General features: G+C 57.1%; 21 protein-coding genes. 5 read left to right on the top strand and 16 right to left on the bottom strand.

Translation table 11 applies throughout. The features are described from left to right. Window positions 1–17: 17 nt before the first annotated feature. The 11 genes from GOX63_RS18810 to GOX63_RS18760 form a co-directional block, all read right to left on the bottom strand. Window positions 18–863: a class III extradiol dioxygenase family protein gene (locus tag GOX63_RS18810; RefSeq protein ID WP_170328259.1), complete on the bottom strand. Its 846-nt coding sequence runs from the start codon at window positions 861–863 to the stop codon at window positions 18–20. 28 nt (window positions 864–891) lie between these two features. Next, on the bottom strand, window positions 892–1,260 hold the full coding sequence (locus tag GOX63_RS18805; RefSeq protein WP_170328260.1) for a protocatechuate 3,4-dioxygenase: 369 nt from the start codon (window positions 1,258–1,260) through the stop codon (window positions 892–894). Between the two features lie 131 nt (window positions 1,261–1,391). Further along, on the bottom strand, window positions 1,392–2,576 hold the full coding sequence (locus GOX63_RS18800) for a 4-hydroxybenzoate 3-monooxygenase (RefSeq protein ID WP_170328261.1): 1,185 nt from the start codon (window positions 2,574–2,576) through the stop codon (window positions 1,392–1,394). 353 nt (window positions 2,577–2,929) lie between these two features. After that, window positions 2,930–3,802, bottom strand: coding sequence for an SPL family radical SAM protein (locus GOX63_RS18795; protein WP_170328262.1), 873 nt, complete (start codon window positions 3,800–3,802; stop codon window positions 2,930–2,932). Between the two features lie 54 nt (window positions 3,803–3,856). Then, the gene (locus GOX63_RS18790) at window positions 3,857–4,645 is read right to left on the bottom strand and encodes a nuclear transport factor 2 family protein (RefSeq protein WP_170328263.1); all 789 of its coding nucleotides are present in this window, start codon (window positions 4,643–4,645) and stop codon (window positions 3,857–3,859) included. 60 nt (window positions 4,646–4,705) lie between these two features. Then, window positions 4,706–5,200, bottom strand: a complete 495-nt coding sequence (locus tag GOX63_RS18785) for a hypothetical protein (protein ID WP_170328264.1) — start codon at window positions 5,198–5,200, stop codon at window positions 4,706–4,708. Between the two features lie 24 nt (window positions 5,201–5,224). After that, entirely contained in the window at window positions 5,225–6,094 is an 870-nt protein-coding gene (locus GOX63_RS18780; RefSeq protein ID WP_170546795.1) for an amidohydrolase family protein, read from the bottom strand. 11 nt (window positions 6,095–6,105) lie between these two features. Continuing rightward, window positions 6,106–7,179: a 4-oxalomesaconate tautomerase gene (locus tag GOX63_RS18775; protein ID WP_217356234.1), complete on the bottom strand. Its 1,074-nt coding sequence runs from the start codon at window positions 7,177–7,179 to the stop codon at window positions 6,106–6,108. Continuing rightward, window positions 7,172–7,843 carry a 4-carboxy-4-hydroxy-2-oxoadipate aldolase/oxaloacetate decarboxylase gene (locus GOX63_RS18770; protein ID WP_170328266.1) on the bottom strand — a complete coding sequence of 224 codons (672 nt, stop codon included), beginning with the start codon at window positions 7,841–7,843 and terminating at the stop codon, window positions 7,172–7,174. Before GOX63_RS18770 ends, GOX63_RS18775 begins: the two co-directional genes overlap by 8 nt. Further along, on the bottom strand, window positions 7,843–8,577 hold the full coding sequence (locus GOX63_RS18765) for a PIG-L deacetylase family protein (RefSeq protein ID WP_170328267.1): 735 nt from the start codon (window positions 8,575–8,577) through the stop codon (window positions 7,843–7,845). Before GOX63_RS18765 ends, GOX63_RS18770 begins: the two co-directional genes overlap by 1 nt. 110 nt (window positions 8,578–8,687) lie before the next feature. Further along, window positions 8,688–9,467, bottom strand: coding sequence for a coniferyl-alcohol dehydrogenase (locus tag GOX63_RS18760; RefSeq protein WP_170328268.1), 780 nt, complete (start codon window positions 9,465–9,467; stop codon window positions 8,688–8,690). A gap of 398 nt (window positions 9,468–9,865) precedes the next feature. On the opposite strand from GOX63_RS18760, the gene GOX63_RS18755 reads away from it, so the two are divergent. Together GOX63_RS18755 and GOX63_RS18750 are read left to right on the top strand one after the other, a co-directional pair. Continuing rightward, window positions 9,866–10,429, top strand: a complete 564-nt coding sequence (locus tag GOX63_RS18755; protein WP_170328269.1) for a hypothetical protein — start codon at window positions 9,866–9,868, stop codon at window positions 10,427–10,429. Window positions 10,430–10,578: 149 nt separating this feature from the next. Further along, window positions 10,579–10,986, top strand: a complete 408-nt coding sequence (locus GOX63_RS18750) for an MOSC domain-containing protein (protein WP_217356233.1) — start codon at window positions 10,579–10,581, stop codon at window positions 10,984–10,986. A 372-nt stretch (window positions 10,987–11,358) separates the two neighbouring features. Here GOX63_RS18750 and GOX63_RS18745 read toward each other — a convergent pair whose 3' ends face one another. The 5 genes from GOX63_RS18745 to GOX63_RS18725 form a co-directional block, all read right to left on the bottom strand. Continuing rightward, window positions 11,359–11,658 (bottom strand): DUF2218 domain-containing protein, encoded by a 300-nt coding sequence (locus tag GOX63_RS18745; protein ID WP_170328271.1) that lies wholly within the window; start codon window positions 11,656–11,658, stop codon window positions 11,359–11,361. Then, window positions 11,655–13,142, bottom strand: coding sequence for an aldehyde dehydrogenase family protein (locus GOX63_RS18740; RefSeq protein ID WP_170328272.1), 1,488 nt, complete (start codon window positions 13,140–13,142; stop codon window positions 11,655–11,657). The genes GOX63_RS18745 and GOX63_RS18740 overlap by 4 nt, the downstream gene beginning before the upstream one ends. An 89-nt stretch (window positions 13,143–13,231) precedes the next feature. Beyond that, the gene (locus GOX63_RS18735; protein ID WP_170546792.1) at window positions 13,232–14,614 is read right to left on the bottom strand and encodes a TRAP transporter large permease; all 1,383 of its coding nucleotides are present in this window, start codon (window positions 14,612–14,614) and stop codon (window positions 13,232–13,234) included. Next, entirely contained in the window at window positions 14,611–15,108 is a 498-nt protein-coding gene (locus GOX63_RS18730) for a TRAP transporter small permease (protein WP_170328274.1), read from the bottom strand. The genes GOX63_RS18735 and GOX63_RS18730 overlap by 4 nt, the downstream gene beginning before the upstream one ends. A 101-nt stretch (window positions 15,109–15,209) precedes the next feature. Beyond that, complete coding sequence (locus tag GOX63_RS18725; RefSeq protein ID WP_170328275.1) at window positions 15,210–16,220, bottom strand: TRAP transporter substrate-binding protein; 1,011 nt, start codon at window positions 16,218–16,220, stop codon at window positions 15,210–15,212. 80 nt (window positions 16,221–16,300) lie between these two features. On the opposite strand from GOX63_RS18725, the gene GOX63_RS18720 reads away from it, so the two are divergent. The 3 genes from GOX63_RS18720 (at window position 16,301) to GOX63_RS18710 (ending at window position 20,016) form a co-directional block, all read left to right on the top strand. Continuing rightward, entirely contained in the window at window positions 16,301–17,218 is a 918-nt protein-coding gene (locus GOX63_RS18720) for a LysR family transcriptional regulator (protein ID WP_170328276.1), read from the top strand. A 192-nt stretch (window positions 17,219–17,410) separates the two neighbouring features. Then, entirely contained in the window at window positions 17,411–18,784 is a 1,374-nt protein-coding gene (locus GOX63_RS18715; RefSeq protein ID WP_170546790.1) for an SLC13 family permease, read from the top strand. A 167-nt stretch (window positions 18,785–18,951) separates the two neighbouring features. After that, window positions 18,952–20,016, top strand: a complete 1,065-nt coding sequence (locus GOX63_RS18710) for a tyrosine-type recombinase/integrase (RefSeq protein WP_254436018.1) — start codon at window positions 18,952–18,954, stop codon at window positions 20,014–20,016. Window positions 20,017–20,300: the final 284 nt, after the last annotated feature.

Here is a 20,300-nt window from a genome sequence, read left to right as displayed (position 1 = left end):
ACCGGACGCAATAATTGTTATGCCGCTTTGGCATCTTCCATGACGGTGACCGCCATGCCTGTCAGCATCGGCATATAGTAGCTGCGGTGGATCTTGTTGACCTCGGGGGTCAGCGCACCACGCATGCCCAGCCACATCATCATCTCAACCGATTCCGCGCCACCGCGCTCCATCCAGATATCATGCGGGATGTCGATCAGCGCTTCTGGATCATCCTCGATCTTGTTGAGGAACTCCTCATCCCAATCTTCGTTGGTATGGCCGAAGCGCGTACCATTGAGCTGATGCGACAGACCGCCGGTGCCAACCACGGCAACGCGGGCGTCTTCGGGATAGGATTCCACAGCTTTGCGAAGTGCATGGCCCAGTTGCCAGATGCGGTTGGGCGTCGGCAGCGGGTGCTGAAGCACGTTGATGTGCAGCGGCACGGTTTTGACGGTCCAATCCGGATCGTGGTCGAAGAGAAGTGGCAGCGGAACCAGCAGACCGTGGTCCATTACCATTTCCTGGCAAACGGTAAGGTCGAACTCGCTGTCCATAATAAGCGAGTTGGCCAAATGCCAGGAAAAATCGGCATCGCCTTTTACCGGCGGAAGATCCCGGATACCCCAGCCCTCGTCGCCAATCGGGTATTCATCGGCCGCACCCATCGCAAAGGTCGGGCACTTGTCGTAGAAAAAGTCGGTGCCGTGATCGTTATAGATAACGATTGCATGCGTTACGCCTTTTTCCTTCAGAAAGGCTTTGGCCGGCTTGTAGCCTTCCCAGCACGGCTGCCATTCAGGAGACTGATCGTTTTGGTCATAGGCAGTCCCGATCGACGGGATATGCGACGAACCAATACCTGCAACTATTTTTCCCATGTTCGTATCCTTTGAAATCTGACTTCGTTCAGGTGTTCTGCTTCAGCGGAACGTTACGTGTCTTCATGAACTCCTCGACGGATTCACCACGTTGCTGAGCCCCCATGGTGGCCAGCCCGTCACCGGTGACGCCGCCAAGTTTGATCAGCATGTAGATGCTGCCGCCGCCTTCCTCGATCAGCGCCTTCACGTCCTTTTCGACAATCTTCTGCTTTTCCCAATCCGAGAGGTTGTAGCTGTTCATGTAGGTTTCAGGATTCGCTTCAAACGCAGCGCGGTTTTCGGCCAAGCGAAGCGAATAGGCGAATTTGTTCAGCTGCAGGCCCTTTGCAGACCGTTGCCCGGTAAACACCGTTGTGCCCGGAATGTGGTCCGAGTGTCCGGTTTCTTTGCTCATGTTCTTTTCTCCTTTCCCAGCGAGAGTTTGAACGGGTTCGTCGCCCGGTCCTGATTGAAGGAACCGGGCGGTCGGTTTACAGCCGCCGCAGTTGTGGCACCCTTGGCTGCCACTACAGCCGCTGCGCTGGCTCACAGTTCCGGCCAGTAAGCGAAGGGCAGACCCGTATGCTGCTTGGCATAGGAGGTCTGCGCGGTTTCGTCGGTCACCAGATATTCCAGCTCGGCCTGCTGCATGCGGCGCTCGAACGAGTTGGTACCCGGGAAGATGTGGTATTTGGCGGTATTCGCCCACGAGAAGCGCTGCGTCTGCACGTTCCGCTCCACCGCCAGCTTGGAATACTGGTCGAGGATGGACGAGTCGTCCTTGGTATAGTGCTGGATCAGACCGGCCGAGAGTACGCTGATATCGGCAAAGGCCGAATTCAGACCCTTTGCACCTGTGGGTGGCACGATATGGGCCGCGTCGCCGGCCAGGAACATGCGGCCATAACGCTGCTCTTCACAGAAGAAGCTGCGCAGCGGGGCGAGGTCTTTCTGGAAGATTTCGCCGCGGATGAGCTCCCAGCCCTCGGTGCCCAGGCGGGTGTCCAGTTCGTCCCAGATGCGGTCGTCCGACCATTCATCCAGATTCTCGTCATTGGCAACTTGCAGATAAAGGCGCTGGATATCCGGTGTCCGCATGCTGAGCAGGGCAAAGCCCCGGTCATGGAACGAGAAGAAGGCGGTCGGTTTGGATTGTTTCGCCTTGACCATGATGCCCAGCCACCCAAGAGGATAGGTCTTTTCGTGCATCTTGATCCCGCCGTCCGGGATCGATTTGCGCGACGCACCGTGATAGCCGTCGGCCCCGACCACGAAATCTGCGGTCATGGTCTTTTCGACGCCGCCCTCTTCATAGGTAACAGTTATCTTGTCGCCGTGGTGATCTGAGACGCCGGTCACCGGAGTTTCATAAAGGACGTTGTGGCCAACGCCGTCCAGCGCGGCCAGCAAATCCTTGGTCACTTCCGACTGTCCGTAAACTGTAACCCCGATGCCGATCAGCTTTTCGAAATCGATGAAATGGTGGGTATTGTTGATGCCGATCTCGACACCGGGCTGATACATGCATTCTTTCTGGAGCCGCTCTCCAACACCGGCGCGGATCATCAGATCAACCGCGTTCTGCTCCATGACACCGGCGCGGATGCGGCCCTCGACATAGGCTCGGCTACGGTTTTCGAACACGATGCTCTCGATTCCGCGCTGGCGGAGAATCCAGGCCAGGAGGGATCCGGAAGGTCCGGCTCCGATAATGGCGACGGGGACATGCATTGGGGGGCTCCTTATTACCTTAATGTCCGTGTTCCGCGGATCGGCGATACTGGCCGGGCGGCTTTTCTAGGGGCAGCGAGAGAGAAAACGGCAGCGGAGCGTCAGAGGCACAAAATGCACCAGCGTCGCTGTTCGTGTTGGCATTACCCTGACGGGTCCGGTCTCCTCCCAGCGCCGTTTTGATGACATCAAGATACCGGCCGCGATCCATTAAAGCTATTCATGCAGAATGATAAGTAATATAGAAACTTGTTATTCCGCTTGATTGCCCAGCCTTCCAAAAGCATGCAACGGGAAGGGCCTTGGACTGGCCCGCAAGTGCACGTCCGGTCGGAATCGCTAACCCCCACGGCTCAACCCTCTGTCAACGACTGGGCTCCCGCGTGGTGAATGATCTGGTCGAAACGCATTTTCAGCCCATGCGCGGCAATCGACGCTCTGATCTGTTCTTCGAGAAGAGCGCGGTATTCGGCTTTCTGAGAGCTCGCATAAACATCTCGTATCTCGGCCGGTTCGTTTTTCAGATAACCGTTCAGCCGTGCGCGCACGTGGCCCGGCATGTTCAGGAACTCCACCTTGATTTCGGATGTCCCAGCGTTCCTGATTTCCGCGAACAACTGATCGAGCAGATCCGGGCGCAGATGCATATGCGGCAGCAACGGGCCGACAAAGACATAAGTCTGGATGCCCGCCTCATTCAAACGGCGCAACGTATCAAGTCGCACTTTCGCCAACGGCGCTTTCGCGTCCAACTCACGGCTGAGCGTATCGTCCGATGTGGCAATCGACAGTCCGACCTCTGCCTTTTCGATCTGCTGCAGCAACCCGACATCATCCAAAACGGACGGGCTCTTGGTCAGGATACTTACGCGCCCCTTATAGCGGTGGCGTGACAGGGACTCGAGAACTCCGCGGGTCAGGCGATACTTGCGCTCCACGCCCTGATAGGGATCGGTGACCGTGCTGATCGACAGCCGCGGATGTGGGTTTCGCTTCAGCAGGCGGTGGATTTCCTTTTCGAACAAATCCACAGCATTGGTTTTCACGTAGACATAGTTTCCCCAGTTCGCCGTTCCCTCGCCGACAAACCGGCCCATAAAGCTGGCAAAACAATAGGTGCAGGCAAACTGGCATCCGGTATAGGGGTTGATCACAAAATCCGCACTCGGCACCTTGGTCGGCGTCACGATGCTCTTGGCCTCAATCTCAGAGATTTTTAGCGCCACGTTCCATTGCCTCCAGAAAGAACGCGCCCCACACAAGGCGGGGCGGTTAAGGTTTCAGAACTTACCCGAATTGTTCCATTGGTCAGGCGCCAGTATCTTCTCTTCCACGTCCCAGTGCTCGACAATCTTCGCGTCGTCTACCCGGAAAATATCAAACACAGCATAGTGGCTTTGTCCGCGCTGAACATGGCTGAAACCAACCACGAAATTCCCCTGACCGATGACCTTATGCACCTTGTGGTATTTCGGCTCGATGTCTTGCTTCTTGAACTCTTCGACATGTTCGACCAAGCCCTGAATGCCGTCTTTCATGTTCGGTGTGTGTTGAAGGTAGGTCTCGGTCGAAATGAACTCCGGTACCCGTTCGAATCTCCGTCCGACGAGCACCTCTTGCATGAAGGTCTTGACAATAGCCTTGTTGGCGTCGGTCTTGTCGAGGTCTTGGACCTCAGTAGGGCCGTCAACCATGGTGCGACCCGCCGGGTTTTCGCCTTCATATGCCGCGATCACATCCCAATGTTCAATCATGCGCCCCTGATCATCGGTGTCGAACAGATCAGCGGTAACCCATTCCGCTTCACCGTCATTGAGGCTTTGGTAGACATGGAGAAAAACATTCGGCCCGTCTTCGATTGCCCGGACGACACGGATATCGCGAACTGGATTTCTTTCCAGAAACGGCTCAAAGAATGCAAGAAACCCTTCTTTTCCATCAGCCACGCCGGTCGAATGCTGAGTGTAGCGGGCGCCGGTGTACTTATCTAAGGCGTCGCGCAGGTTACCGTCCCGGATTCCTTCCAGGTAGAGCCCTTTCGCGTTCGCTATCTTATTGCTATCGGTCATGTTTTATCTCCCAAAATCAAAATACGGGGCGTCGGGATTGGCCCAACGCCCCTGATTGGATCACTGCAGGGTTACAACCAGTTTGTTACCGGCTGTGAAATCTGCACCTTCTGCAAATTCCACCACGAGACGGCCAGCGGTCGTCACAGCGACGCTTGCACCTTGTGCGAGCTCTGGATTGGAAGCCTCAGCGTCGATGCTGGCAGCGGTCGGTACGGCACCGGTGAAGGTGAAATAATATCGGTCAAACCGGCCTGCGGGCATCGGGTTGTTGAATGGTTGTGCCAGTTCACTGACCGTCATGGTCAGGGTCGCCAGATCCTCGGACACGTCAATACTGTAGAAGTTGACAAAGTCCGGCAATTCCACGCCTGCACCTACGTTTGCGACGCGGTTGGCATAGATTTCAGCGTCGAACGCCGTTGTCGAAATTTCGGCGTTCTCAGTTAGTTTTGAATCCTGAAAGGTGTTTGCCACGGTGAATGTGGTTTCGGCCCCGGATGTGGTGGCCAAAAGAGCAAAAACAGTTGAAGCGAAAAGTGTTCTTAGCATCATTTAATCTCCAAATTCGATGCAGGTTTAACGCCAGTACAGGCGCATTGGGTTATCGACCAACAAAGCCTGCTGCTTCTCACGCGTTGTGGCGATTTTCGGGATGATATCGACCAAATGCCCGTCGTCCGGCATGTGGGATTTCATGTTCGGATGCGGCCAATCTGTTCCCCATAGAACCCGATCCGGGAAGCGGTCCACCAGTTCCCGCGCATAGGGCACAACGTCGTCATAAGGCGGGCCGTCGATCGTCAGCCGTTCCGGGCAGCTGACCTTGGTCCAGAAGTTTTCATTCTCCGAAAGCAAGCGAATGAAGCTCTGGAAATCCGGGTGCTCCACCCCTTTGGTCACATCGGGTCGGCCCATGTGATCCACAACAACCGTGGTGGGCAGAGTGGTCAGAAACGGGGTCAGCTCTTCCAGATCGGGGGATTCGAAATAGACGACGATGTGCCAACCCAGCGCAGCGATCCGCTCGGCGATACCCTGAAACACCGATTTGGGTGTGCTGTCGACCAGACGTTTGACGAAGTTAAACCGAACGCCCCGCACCCCAGCTGCGTTAAGCTCATTGAGTTCGCCGTCTGTGATGTCCGGGTCCAAAACCGCAACGCCACGCGCCAGATTTCCGGCGGCTTTCAACGCATCTACAAGGGCATCGTTGTTGCGCCCGTGGCACGACGCCTGAACGATTACGTTGCGTGAAAAACCAAGCCGGTCACGCAACGCAAAGAGTTGGTTCTTTCCTGCGTCGCAAGGTGTGTACTTGCGCTCGGGTGCATAGGGAAACTCTCTCCCCGGACCGAAAACGTGACAATGGGCATCGACCGCCCCGAGCGGCACCTCGAAGGCCGGTTTGGACGGATTTGGGTGAAAGGCAAGATAATCAGAATCCATAGGGCTGTCCTTCAGTCAGAGAATACAGTTCCGTCGAACAGTTTGCGGGCGGTCCGCAGGATGGCAGCTGACTCGATGGCGCCATCTTCAGTCAAATCGACCATCACGGTTGTTTCACCACTTGGATGCTCGATAGAGAGGGTTTTCGATGTGCCATCCGGCACTTGTGCCATTGCTGCCGCAGGTGTCCCTTCGATCAGGCAGGCACTGGCGACGCTAACCGCGCCCAGAACCCCAATCGAGGCATGGCAGCGGTGCGGAATAAAGGTTCGGGTCGAGATTGCTCCACCCTGTCGCGCGGCACTGACGAGCGTCATCTTCGGCACCGATTTGAATGTTACGTCGCCGAGGTTCATCAACGGCCCGGCTTGCAGGCGAATGCTCTCCAGACGCGCCTTCAGTGCTTGATCGCTATCGAGGGCCTCGCGGTTTGCTGCACCATCGACGTTCAAATCACTGGCACGCAGAACCACCACGGGCATTCCATTGTCGATCATCGTTACTGGAGTGCCGTCGATCTCATCCACCGCGCGACCGGTGGGCAGAAGTGCGCCGCAGCTAGACCCTGCCGTATCCCGAAAAGTGATCGGTACTGGCGCAGCCGTTCCGGGAACACCGTCAATCCGCGCATCGCCCGAATAGTCAACGCGCCTGTCCGGAGTTCGAACTTTAAGGGTGGCGATCTGTTCGGTGTTCTCCATGAAAACGGTAACTGGCGTGATACCGTCCTGCGGCTGAACCAGTCCTCGCTCAATCGCGAAGGCTCCAACCCCAGCCAGGATGTTGCCGCAATTCTGCGCATCCGTCACGACCGCCTCGTCGACAAATACCTGTAGAAACAGGTAGTCCACATCAACGCCCTTGCGGGTCGATTTGCGAACCACCGCAACTTTGGACGTCAGAGGGTCCGCGCCGCCCAAACCGTCGATCTGGCGCGCGTCGGGTGAACCCATGATCCGAAGCAGGAACTGGTCACGCGCGGCATGCGCGTCGGGCAGATCTTCGGCAAGGAAAAACCCGCCCTTGGACGTGCCGCCCCGCATCCACATGCATCTGGCCGCTCCAGACCATCCGGCGTCAGACATATTTTAGGCCCTTCTCCGCCAGGCGGGCGCGCATGTCATAGATATCCAGACCCAGTTCGCCATTGGTCAGGCGCACCCGTTTTTCCGCCTCATTGGTCTCGCGCGCTTGCGCCTTTTTCAGAACCTCGGCAGCTTCTTCGCGGCGTACCACGCAGACGCCGTCATCGTCGGCGACCACTATGTCGCCAGGATTAATCAATTCGCCCGCGCAGATGACCGGCACATTGACCGAACCCAACGTTTCCTTGACGGTCCCCTGAGCAAATACGGCCTTGGACCAGACCGGAAACTGCATTTCCGTCAGATCGCGCACGTCACGCACGCCGGCGTCGATGATCAGGCCGGCACACCCGCGGGCCCTGGCGGATGTCGCCAAAAGGTCACCGAAATAACCGTCTTCGCAGGGCGAGGTTAGTGCCAGCACCAGGATGTCATCTTTTTGCAGCTGTTCGATGGCCACATGCAGCATCCAGTTGTCACCCGGTGGAGCCGAGATGGTGACCGCCGAGGCCGCGATCCGCGCCCCCGAATAGATCGGCCGCATGTAAGAAGCGAGCAGACCCTTGCGCCCTTGTGCTTCATGCACGGTTGCGACACCACATTCGGCAAGCCCGTTTACGATGGCCGGGTCTGCCCGCTCGATATGCTGAACGACGACACCCATCAGAGTTCATCCACAGTGCGTGGGTAAACCGACTGGAAACCTTCGGCATACTCGGCCTTGCGACCGCCAGCCATGCCACCAGAGTTGCGGCGGAAATGGTTGGCACGGTTGCTGGCGACGTTGGTGTAATAGTCCCACAGGTGCTCTTGCCCCTGCATGCATTCGATTGCAGCGCGCTTCTTGTCCCAGACCGGGGTGATGTCGAGGAACGTGTCAGGCTTCCAGCCCATCTGTTCGGTCTGATGCGGCTCGAACAAGTAGAGTTGCGGTGCGCCCAGAACCTTCTCGCCCGGATTGTGGCCCCAGGCTTGGGCAATCATCCGGCACTCCATGGCGATGCTGGTCGCATACATATGGTCGGTGTTGTAGGGATCGTATGCCGAATGGCTCAACATGAAGTCGGGCTGCACCTTGCGGATCAGGTCCACAACTTCAAACTTCTGTTCACGTTTGAGTTCGAGCGGGTAGTCACCGGCGTCAAAGAAAACGATATCGTGTGCGCCAAGAGCCGCAGCAGCTTTCTCGGCTTCGACCTTGCGTGCAGCCTTCACCTGCTCAAGCGTGCAGCCCTCCTGTTTCCAGAGTTTGGCAGACTCACCCCGCTCACCATAGCTCAGGCAGGCAATGGTCACGTCATAGCCCTTTTCCTGATGCAGGGCAATGGCGCCGCCGCAGCGCCAGACGAAATCGGCGGCATGGGCACTGATGACAAGGGCGCTCTTTTTTTCCGTCATGGTGAACTTCTCCAGCGAGGCGGCGCTTTGGCCGCGGGACAACGGGATTACAAAAGGTTGTCTAGCCCGCCCTTGAAAAGACGGACCAGGCACTTGCTTGGGGAGGAGATTTACAGACCGTTCATACCGCAAAGGGCATTGGCCGCCTGTCCGCCATCCACGGCGATATTGGTGCCGCGAATCCAGGGTGTCATGTCCGATAGCAGGAAGGTGACCACCGGTGCTATGTCCTTCGGCGTACCGGCGCGATCCATGACCTTACGCGCCTGTTCGGCCTTTTCACCGAGAGTATCTAGGAAATCCTGCAGGATCGGGGTTTCGACAGCACCGGGGCTGACAGCGTTCACACGAATGCCGCGATCGCGCCATGTCCAACGGTTCTGCATCGTCCAGACGACCAGCGCTTCCTTGGCGAAGAAGTAGGAGCGCGCCTGTTCCTTGTCGATGCCATGGCGCGCAACGAAATCTGCGACCTGGCCGAAATCCAGATTGGCAGCATCCTTGATCTGTTCGACCGAATTCGGCCAACCCAGCCCGGCCAGCGAGGCCAGATTGACGATGGACGCGCCGTCGGCCAGCTTGTCGATCATCTTTTCGGTGAAGTATTTCAGACCGACCAGATTGACCCGGATCACTGTCTCGGCGTCCACGGTTGGCGGTACACCCGCGATATTGGCAATCCCGTCGATGCCATCGGGCAGCGCCTGAACCAAAGCGTCGATCGAGTTCTGATCGCCAAAGTCGACCTTGAAAAAGGAAGCGACATTTTCGGAGGCTTCGTTGCGGTCAACGCCAATGACGGTGCCACCAAGTTCCTTAACCAGGCGCGCAGTTTCGGCACCGATCCCTGATGCACAGCCGGTCACGATGATTTTCTTGTTCGTAAGCATGTTGTTTTCACCTTTTGTCGGAATTGAACTTCGGCTTTCTTCACTCGATCCTAAGCCCTGAAATTCATTCGAGCTATTGATGTGTGGTGATATTTATTATGATGAAAATTTATAAATACCCTTTGACCATGATCTTCGCGGTCGCCACCGAATTCCCGGACACTTGTCACACTCTTGACAATTTGAAATTTAAAACAGCTACTTATGCTTTTCCGACACTTCAATGCACTACCTTCTGAACGCCCTTGGCGATGAGTCGGTGAAGTTTAGAGCGTGCGAATTTGGGCCCTCACCCGGCCGGTCGGGCACTTGTGGCATCAAGACATGGTTCCTACTCTGACGGTGATTACGGTGCCCATAAAATTTCGCAAAGGGCGCCTCCGAGTTGGAGGGACACAATGTCAAACGCGTCACCTGTCCTGTCTGTCATCGTTCGCAAGTTCCGCGAAACTCAAAGGGATGCGGTAAACGAGGTTCTGGACCGTTTCGAGCAGGCACTAAAAGCGCAACCCGGGTTCATCGAGGTCCGACACAACGTGCCTTCAAACGAATCTGCCGGGACGTCCGCCACGGTGATCTCATTTGCAACGCTGGATGATCTGATCGCCTGGGAACAGTCGTCTACGCGCAGGGAAATCGTAGAGGAATTGTCGCAATACATCGAAGGCGAGGTGGTCAAGAACCGGCTCTGGGATCTAGATTCCCTGCTTGGAGGGCTGGGCGCAACACATGCCCACAAGAAATGGAAAACCGTGACGGTCCTGACCTTTTGGGTTCTGGTCGTCGGGGCCTGTCTCGGCTGGATCGCCGATCTGATTTCGCCTGATTTCCCTACCGGTTACCCGCGCACCGTCGTACTCCTGATCTGCAACATTTTGCTCAACTCCTATTTCTTCCTGCCCCGGTCGATGGCGCTGCTGCACAGGTTAGAGGAGAAATACGGCGCGAAATCATCTACGTGAATCCGATCCACGACTGGGTCCGGACATGATCCAGCAAAAACCTTTTTTAACACCACATCGAGCGATGCGAGGACACACGAACGAAGGGGGCTCTTATGGGTAACGGCAGACTTCTACACATTCACACGGCCCCGAGATCTGGGCGACCGATGGTTTCGCATCAAAGCGCCATCGCCGTTGCCGACGCAGGATTGGAGGGTGACAGGTATCTGGAGGGGAATGGCCGATTTTCCCGGTCCCCAGGCTCTCGCGACGTGACCCTTTTCGAGAATGAAATGCTGCACGCCCTGAAGCAGGAGCGCGGCCTCGAACTGCGACCTCAAGAACACCGGCGCAATTTGACTACCGAAGGCGTTGCGCTGATGCAGCTCGTCGGCAAAACCTTTTCGGTTGGAGCGGTCATTCTTGAAGGATTGCGCCCCTGCAACACGTGCCGGTTCCTGAATGTTGCCGCACGCAAACAGGTCTCGGTTCCGCTCACGGATCGCGCCGGGCTGATCTGCCGGGTCGTGAAAGGCGGGTCGATCAATGTCTCGGACCCGATCACACTGGACTGAGCCGCCAAACCAGCTCGAACAAAGCGGGCAACCGCACGTTCAAAATGCGGTTTCAGATGCGCTTGGTCATAGCCACGCGTATTTTCAGCGGACTCTCCCCTTCGTGGACGTTGTTGCGACCGGGATCAGCACCAGCGCGCGATCGCCCATTTGATCTGAATAACTTGTGAATCACATCTCGCGACGCCCAATCGGGGATTGTTGTCGTAGCTTTGCGATATAACCGTATTTGTCTTCCGCGAAACGCGGGGATCGCAAGCCTATCAGTTCACTCTTGGACTGGCCTTTCGGATCGTTGATCAGAAAAGCCAGCCCGCCGATGCCAATAATGCAGAGTTTCCCAGAGCAACCGTCGTTCACGGCGCGTTCGCGTCACTCCCCCTCGGACCAAACGATCACGGGCGGATCGCGAAAGGCAAATCGTTCCAAATGCGAAGCTGCGACATGTTCCAGCCGTTTGCAGTGCTCATCCGTATCCGCAAATGTCCTCATGATGAGGGTGTCGTTACCATCGGTACTTAGCTCGAAATACCCGTAGCTCAGGTTTACCCTAGTCGCCGTTTTGGTTTGCTCAACGTCGACCTTGTGCGCGAAGTGCTGGGCGAGTTGCTGCAGGTACCGCGACGCCGGAGAGACGGCGACGCGGGCCACGGATGTCCGTTGTACGCTCATAACAGAAACCCTTCGGGTCCGGTGATCGTGTGTGCCTCGGTGAAGGACAAGATACCGTCGTAGCCCAGATTGCGCCCTATCCCGGATTGCTTGAAGCCGCCAAACGGTCCGCGTGAATCCTGTGCTGTCGGGCCGTGCGCGTTGAGATAGGTGTAACCGGCCTCGATCTGGCAGGCGATTGCAACAGCACGGTCCTGATCCGGTGTCCAGACCGAAGAACACAGGCCGAAGATGCTGTCATTGGCCTTGGCGATGGCTTCTTCATCGGTCTTGAACTTCATGATCGGCAGAGCCGGTCCGAACTGTTCTTCATGAACGATCGATAGCGACGGGTCGGCATCGTAAACCAGCGCAGGTTTCTGAAAGTACCCCCCGCCGTTATACAATGCCTCGTCCGGCACCTGGCCGCATTCGTGCACTTCGGCACCCTTGGCGCGGGCCTCGGCGATCATGTCGGTCACCACCTTGAGCTGCTTGGCATTGTTGACCGGCCCCATGGTGGTTTCCGGCAGCAGTCCATCACCGACAACCGCACGCTCACATACGGCAGTAAATCCGTCGATCACCTCGTCATAACGGCTTTCATGCACATAGAGCCGCTTAAGCGCCATGCAGATCTGCCCTGACGAGCCAAACGCGCCCCAGTACATCCGGTTGAACGCATCATCATCCAGCTGAGCGTCATCCAGCACCAGCCCGGCGTCGTTGCCACCCAGTTCCAGCGTGACCGGGGTGATGTTGTCGGCGGCCACCTTCATGACATGACGGCCTATGGTTGTGGAGCCGGTGAAATTCACCATGCGCACCAGCGGGTGCCCAACCAAGGGATCACCAATGGTCGACGCTGAACCGGTGAGGATGTTCACAACACCCGGCGGCAGCATCCTCGCGATGATCTGCAGGGTCAGACACGGTGCCAACGCCGAATTGGCTGAAGGCTTGACAACCACCGTGTTACCGGCGGCCAGAGCCGCAGGCAGCTTTGCGCCCAGAATCGACAGAGGCCAGTTCCACGGCACGATCAGGGCCGCGACACCGCGCGGCTGGCGAGCGATCAGCGTATCAAACGGAGGGCCTTTGATCTCTTCGTCGATTGCCAGGCGTTCGGCAAATGCGGCGGCCTGCATGAAACGATCCCCCAGCCGCGACATCTCCAGCAGGGTCTCACGCGCAATCTTGCCGTGTTCGCGGGTGAACAAGCGCGAGCGGAATTTGACGTCCTCTTCGTCGGCGGTGAGCTTCTGCGCCACCTCGCGCAGCAGCGCCGCCCGTTCCTTGAAGCCAAGCGCCGCCCAGGCCGGGAAGGCTGCATGGGCGGCCTTGACCGCATCATCGACGTCCTTTTCGGTGGCGGATGCCGCATGACCGACCAGTTCGTCGGGTCGTGCGGGGTTGAAGATATCATAGACCGCACCATCTGAAGCCCGCCGGGCTTCGCCGTTGATGAAAATCTCGGTGGTGATCACTTGATCCATGTTGTTCATGGCTGTGCTCCTTCCAAACTAAGGATTATAGGGGGCCGTGCAAATGCCGGTTCGTGGCAGCAAAGCCGTTCAAGTCATTCGTTAAAGTCCTAGCCGATCATGGTCTGTGGCAGCCAAATGGCGATCTGAGGGAACAGGATCAGCAGCACCAGCATCAGGGCCATGGCGAACCAGAACGGCCAGATCCCGCGGAAAACCTCGGCCATGGAAACACCTGGCGCGATGGATTTGACCACGAAGACATTGATGCCAACCGGCGGGCTGATCATGCCCATCTCCAACACGATCACCACCAGCACGCCGAACCAGATCATTTTCATGCTGGCCATTGACGGATCGAAGCCGAATTCCAGTGCGGCGATGATCGGCAGCACCACCGGAATGGTCAGCACCAGCATCGCGATGCCTTCGAGGAACATGCCCAGGAACATGTAGATCAGGATGATAACCAGCAGGATGCCGTAATCCCCGATCGGTAGTGACGTCAGCAGCGACACCAGTTGGCCGGGCAATTCGGTCAGCGACATGAAAGGGATGAAGATGAAAGCCCCGATGATGATCAGGAATACCGTGGCCGAGGCCTTCATCGTCTGCAGGACAACTTCGCGGATCGCAGCCCCGTTGAGCGTTCGCCGCCAGAGGGCCACGAGAAAGGCCAGGAAAGCACCGACCGAAGACGCCTCCACCGGGGTGAAGAATCCGGTATACATGCCGCCGATGGTGATCCCCACCACAAAGGCGAAGGGCAGTGCGGAAATCAGTGCTTCGCGGCGTTCAGGCCAAGGTGCCTTTTCACCCGCGGGCCCAGTTTCGGGCTTGCGCAGCACGGTCTGATAGATCGCGCCAACGAACAGCAGGGTCAGCAGGATACCAGGGATGACACCGGCCATGAACAGCCGCCCTATCGATTGCTCGGTCAGCACAGCATAGATGATCATGCCCCCAGAGGGCGGGATCAGGAAGCCCAGCGTACCGCCGGCTGCGACCGATCCGGTGGCAAGGCTGTCCGAATAGTTGAATTTTTTCATCTCGGGCAAGGCCACGCGCCCCATGGTGATCGCCGCCGCCAGGGACGATCCTGACAACGCCGCGAACCCTGCGCAGGCCGCGATCGTGGCCGAAGCCAAACCGCCGCGCAAATGCCCCATCCAGCGATAAGCCGCGTTGAACAGATCGGCCGACATGCCCGACACCCCAGCTAGGTTACCCATGAGCACGAACATCGGAATGACCAAAAGATTGTAATTCGACGCTGCCTCGAAGGTCTCACCCGACATATTTGACATCGCGGTCTTGATACCCCGCGACAGCGCCTGATCCGGATCCATACCGACCAGAAGGAACTTCTGAGTGGTGGCGATGATGGTCCCGATCACGCCGACGAAAACCATCGAGAGGGCAACTGGAAACCGCAGTCCCAATAACACGAACAGGCTAAGCAGTCCGAGAATGCCAATCAAAGCCAGGCTCATTCGGAGTCTCCCAAATTAATCAGGCGGATCACTCCGCGGGTGAGCAGTTGAAACACGTCAAAGATCAGAACCACCGCATAGAGCCCGATGCAGACGGCCAGCAGGTAGTAGAACGGTTCGTAGGAAATCAGCAGCTGCTGGGTGGTTTCGCCGAACTTGGTCGCCTTCTGTCCGGCATGGATTAACTGATAGGACATGATGAACATCAGCACGCTGCCGATCAGGCGCAAAAACACCATCGACCATTTCGCAAACCCGGCCGACATACGGCTTTCCATGACCTCGATCTCGATATGCGCACCGGTCCGACCACCAAGGGGAATGGCGATGGCCACGAGGATCACCAAGCTCAGGATCAACAAATCCTCGGTACCCTTGATCGGCGCATTAAGCATCTTGCGCATTACAAGCACGTTGGCCGTGCTCAGAAGCATCATGAAGGCGAGAGTCAGAGTTCCGCCAACCAGGGCAGTGATCAGAATTGCTCTGTCCATCAAACGAATCCAGATGGGCAATTTAGCTTTTTCCGACATTCGAACCTCCGCGAATAGTCACCCGGACAGCGCGCCCGCAAATCGGGCGCGCCGCCAGGTCTTTAGTTGTTGATTGCTTCGTAAATCGCGCGGGCGTTCTCGATGCCGCGACCTTCGTAGTCGGCAAAGATCACTTCCAAACCTTCCGTGACCGCAGCATCCATTTTGGCGCGCTCATCATCGCTGACGACAATCTCGGTAACGTTGGCCATCTGTTCGGCGCCCTGCATGATCTCCTTGGAGCGTGCGTCAGCCCCATCGAAGCTTTCGGCACCTTTCAGCGAGAATGCCTCACCCGCCAATTCGTCGATGATGGCGCGGTGCTCATCCGAGAGACCCTCGTAACGTTCCTTGTTCATCGCCACGAAGAAAACTGCGAATTGCACCGGTACATTGGTCACCAAGTGGCTCGACACATCCCAGAAGTTCCAGGGCGCGGTGATATTGTTGTATGTCGCTGTGGTGCTGTCGATAGTGCCAGTAGAAAGGCCAGTATACATCTCGGTCACTGGCATTTGCACCGGAACGGCACCCAACGCCTCGACGATCGGGGTGGTCATTGCGGCAAAGGGCACCATCTTCTTACCCTGAACGCCTTCCATGGTCGACACATCGCTGGTGGCGGCCCAGATATTGCCGGCCGTCGTGAAAAGACCCAGCAGTTTCACATCTTCATATTCCTGTGCCAGATGCTCGTCATAAGTACCCAGCAGTCGCTGGGTGGCTTCTACTGCTGTGGTGGACTTGCCCGGCGGAATGATCAGCATACTGCGCGGGAAGATGTTGGGGGTATAGGCCTGCAGACCGAATGTGATGTCGGCGACGCCCTCAACAACACGCTTGTATTGCTGCACCGGACCGGCGCCCAACTGGCCCGCCGGGTAGAGCTTCATGGTCAGAGAACCGCCAGAGCGCTTCTCCAGCTCTTCGCCGAACCACTGGAACAGATTCGCATTGACGTGGTGCTGCGGCGGGATGAAGGTCGCGACCGACAGTTCTTCCGCATGGGTGAATGAGGCGATGGCTGTCGAAGTTGCGACAGTCAGTGCGCCGAGGATTTGGGTAAGTTTCATTGCGTTCCTCCGCCTAATTTGATCAGTGCAGAGTACGCGCAGCTAGACATTCAATCTATTTATGTGCTTTTATATATCTCATGCAAAAAACTAATTTCTTGGACCTGGACGGCCATATCCTCCGGACTTTCCTCGCAATTCTCGAAAACAGCTCGGTCTCGATTGCCGCCGAACAGTTGGGGGTTACGCAGCCCGCGGTCAGCCACACGCTCTCTCGGTTGCGCAAGATTCTTGGCGACCCGCTTTTCGTTCGGTCCGGTCAAGGGCTGATGCCGACGGAAACGGCACTTGCGCTGAAAGAACCGGTGCAAAGGGCGCTCGACAGCCTTAAGAACCTGACCGACGATCGCATCTTCGATCCCACAACAGAGGAAATGCGTTTTGTGGTCGCTGCCAATGACATGCAGCGTGACTTGGTGTTCCCGCAGTTGTTGCGTGAAGCCTGGGAAGAAGACATTTCAGTGAACATCCGGTTTTTGCCATCGGGTCAACCGACAGTAAACATGATGCGCGAGGCGCAATGCGACCTTGCTCTGACGCCGCTGCCGCCGGACGGGCCGGACATTTTCCAGAAGCCTCTGTTTGCAAGCGATATGATGTGCTTTTATGACGCTGAAATGCGCGACCCGCCTGCGACCTGGGAGGAATACTGCAAAGCCGATCATCTGACCGTACAATTTGCGGGAGGTGGCACTTCGATAAAGGTGATAACCGACCTGGAAGCGTCGCAAATCCGGGAACCGCGGGTATCGGTGCCGAATTTCAACGCGATTCCGCCCTTTATCAAAGGCACACGGCTGATCGCCACCGAAATGAACCTGATGCGACTCCATACACTGAGCAGCCTGAGTGCCGCACCGCTGCCATTCAAAGGCAATGTCGTGACAATCTACATGATCTGGCACGAACGCAGCACCAACGATCCGGCCCATATGTGGTTGCGCAACAGAATATCCGCGATCGCGGCCGGAGTGCCAGAATTGATGAAAAACCTGTGAATTGCCCTACCCCAGCCATCGCGCGGCATATAATTTTCCTAATGCGGTAAATAAAAAGCCATGAATGGATTTTATGTGCCTGAGTGATATCCTGGCGCGATCCAATCGACATGTCAGGAGATCGCGATGGCCAGGCTTTCTGTTAGCCGACCCTACCTATTTGTCACACAGAGCAGGCCAAGACCCGCCAGGGTGATTGCCCTGCTTACAACTCTTGTAGGGATCGGGCTGCTGATTACAGGGCAAAGTGGCAAGTCTTTGGCGGGCGTTGATCCGACGATGTTGCGCGCCATGAGCGTCGCGATATTCACCCTGGGCCTATGGATCACCGGTGTCGTTCCCGAATTTTTTACCTCGCTGCTTTTCTTGTTTCTGTCGGCGCTATTGGTGATCGCCCCGCCAGAAATTGTGTTCTCGGGATACTACTCAAGCGCCTTGTGGTTGATCTTTGGCGGACTGGTTATCGGCCATACTGTGACGCAATGCGGTTTGGGGGACCGGCTGGTAAACCGGCTGGCCTTGCATTCTGCCCCGGGCTACCTGGGCGCGTTGACAACGATTGCGCTGGCAGGGCTTCTTTTATCGTTCATCGTGCCCACCGCCATCGGGCGAGTCGTCTTGATGGCACCCATCGCCGTTCACCTTGCCAAACGCCTCGGGTTCGAGGCCGGGTCGAACGGGCAAGCAGGTTTGGTTCTGACCGCAGGGATGAGCACCTCCCTACCCGCCTTCACCATATTGCCCTCGAACGTCCCAAACCTGGTGATGTCGGGCTCAGCCGAGGGCCTCTATGGCGTTTCGTTCAGCTACAGCGACTATTTCCTTCTGAACTTCCCGGTGCTTGGTCTGTTTAGCTTCGTCACGACGATCGCGCTAAACTGGTTGTTCTTTCGGGAAACGCCCCGGCAAATCCCAACCGCGACAGACGCCGAACCTTTGACCCCGTCACAGATCAAACTCGCCGTTGTACTGGCGCTCACTGTTCTGCTCTGGATCACCGACGCATGGCATGGCATTGCCCCTGCCTGGGTCGCGATGGGCGCTGCATTGTTTTGCTCGCTGCCGGGAGTTGGCGTTATTCCGGTCGCGGATCTGCCCCAGAAAATCAACATCGCGCCGATTTTCTTTGTGTCCGGCGTAATCGGTTTCGGCGTGGTCGCTTCTTATACCGGCATCAGCGGCTGGGTAGGAGACTATCTGGTGACATTGTTCCAGCAAGCGAACCTAACCAGCAACGCTGCGATATTCGCCGCGCTGACGTTCATCGGCTCGCTGGTCGCCATCGGCACCACCGTCCCGACAGCACCTGGTGTGATGACACCGCTTGCCGGACAGCTGGCCGCCGCTACCGGGTGGCCGGTTGAATCGGTGCTGCTAGCGCAGGTCCCGACATGGGTTCTAGTGCCACTTCCCTATCTGGTACCGCCCCTTCTGCTGACATTGTCAATCGGCCGGATACCCTCAGTCCAGGCGGTGCGCCTGCTGCTGAGCTATTTCGCAATCGGAATCGTCATTTTTGCTCCCTTGCATTTTGCCTGGGCGCAGTGGCTGGGTTTCTTTTCATGATTGGTTCTACAGAATTGATATTTTGCTGCGTGGAATATCCTCCGCCTGCTTGATGCTCAAAATCTGGTATTTTTGTTCATTACTTTTGTTGTGACGTGCAATCACTATTACAATTGATAAGTACTGCTTATCATGTTTGATTGAAATTTGCCGCAAGGCGGTGCAAAATGCGCCCCATGACAGCCCCTGCGCCCTATCTCCCCGCCGCCTCCCCGACCTTGTCGCAAGCCGATCAGGAGGCGCTGACGGATCTTTATGTGCGCGGCACACCGGAAAACACGCTGCGGGCATATGAACGGGATCTGCTTTATGTCACCGCCTGGAAGTTCGCGCGGTTCGCAGCGACGCTGGACTGGCCGGAATCTGAGGCCACGGCGCTGGCCTTCATTCTCGATCACGCCCGCGATCTGAATGACGCACCAGAAACGGATGTGGCGCGTGAAACCGCAGAAGCGCTGATTGCCCAGGGGCTGCGCAAGTCCCTCGCCTGCCCAGCCCCGTCGACACTCGACCGGCGCATCGCCTCCTGGCTTGCCTTTCATCGAATGAAGAACCTCACCAGCCCGTTTGACGCACCGCAGGTGAAACAGGCCCGTGCCAAGGCGCGCCGGGCTGCAGCCCGGCCCCCTGCCCCAAAGTCGCAGCACCCGATTACCCGCGACATCCTCGAGCAACTGCTGGCCACTTGCCGCGGCAGCCGCCGGGATTGCCGCGACCGGGCGATCCTGACGCTGGGCTGGGCCAGTGGTGGCCGGCGGCGCTCCGAGATCACCGGGTTGATGTTTGAAGACGTCTCGCTGAAGGAATTCGACAAAAGCGGTGTCGTCTGGATTTCGCTGCTGGAGACTAAGACCACCCAAAAGGGTGAGACCCCGCGCCTGGTGCTGAAAGGGCGCGCCGCACAGGCCCTGGTCCATTGGATCGAGGTGGGAGAGATTAATGATGGGCCGCTGTTCCGGCCGGTCTCCAAAGCGGACAATGTTCTGAGACGCTGGCTCAGCCCGGATGCGATCTACCAGATCGTCAAACATCGGCTGGCACTGGCTGGGCTCCCGGCAGGATTTGCCTCGCCGCATGGATTGCGCTCCGGCTTCCTGACCCAGGCCGCGCTGGACGGCGCTCCGATTCAGGCCGCCATGCGCTTGTCCTTGCACCGCTCCATGGCCCAGGCGCAGAAATACTATGATGACGTCGATATCGCCGAAAATCCGGCAGCGGATTTGCTGGGGTGAGGTCAGCAACGGTTCAATTGATCCACCGCCCCATCATTTGTTTGATCAACGCTTTCATCTCCCTATAGGTCAGAAACTGAATAGATTTAACGACAGAGACAATTCGTCAGCTGAGCGGCTCTGCAGTCAAAATGGACACCCGCCCTGCCCTAACACGCCGGACAATCTGTCGAAACCTGCCAAGAGCACCCACCTATCCGGCTCCAAAACGCCTTACGGCTTTGCGCCTAATTGAGGTTCCCGCCCGTAATTTACGCAATTAGCGACTGCTCTATTATACGAGT

The sequence above is a fragment of the Ruegeria arenilitoris genome (assembly GCF_013031355.1).
Taxonomy (GTDB): domain Bacteria; phylum Pseudomonadota; class Alphaproteobacteria; order Rhodobacterales; family Rhodobacteraceae; genus Ruegeria; species Ruegeria arenilitoris_C.
The sequence above is the reverse complement of the archived record's forward strand: the minus strand, read 5'-3'. Positions and strand labels throughout refer to the sequence as shown.